This is a genomic window from uncultured Shewanella sp. (assembly GCF_947491715.1).
Lineage (GTDB): Bacteria > Pseudomonadota > Gammaproteobacteria > Enterobacterales > Shewanellaceae > Shewanella.
This window is the reverse complement of record NZ_CANLKR010000135.1, coordinates 1-338: the sequence shown is the minus strand read 5'-3', so window position 1 is coordinate 338 and position 338 is coordinate 1. Positions and strand designations below refer to the sequence as shown.

Annotated in this window: 1 protein-coding gene; it reads left to right on the top strand. The window is 54.7% G+C overall.

The window, feature by feature from the left end:
- Positions 1 to 30 precede the first annotated feature (30 nt).
- Positions 31 to 338 (top strand): DUF4150 domain-containing protein (locus Q0779_RS23840; protein ID WP_298776760.1); only part of this gene is annotated, 308 nt, incomplete at its 3' end.

Below are 338 nucleotides of genomic sequence, written 5' to 3'. Positions count from 1 at the left end.
AATACGCCGGGTCCGGTAGGGCCAATTCCGGTGCCGTACCCGAATATTTCACAAGGTAACATGTGTAATCCGGGGACCGCGGCATTGAGTGTTTTAGTGGATGGGGGTCCATCGATAAACCAAGGGTCAATAATCACTTTAAGCAGTGGTGATAATGCGGGGGCGGTAGGCGGTGTGGCGTCAGGAATGATGATGGGGCCGACGACGTTTAAGATGGGGAGTATGGGTGTGATGGTAGAGGGGCTACCGGCGATGCGGTTGACGAGCATGACAGGACAAAATGGGATGTCGCCGAATTGTCCCGGAGTGACCTTGGCCCCCTCGCAAGTCAAAGTCAT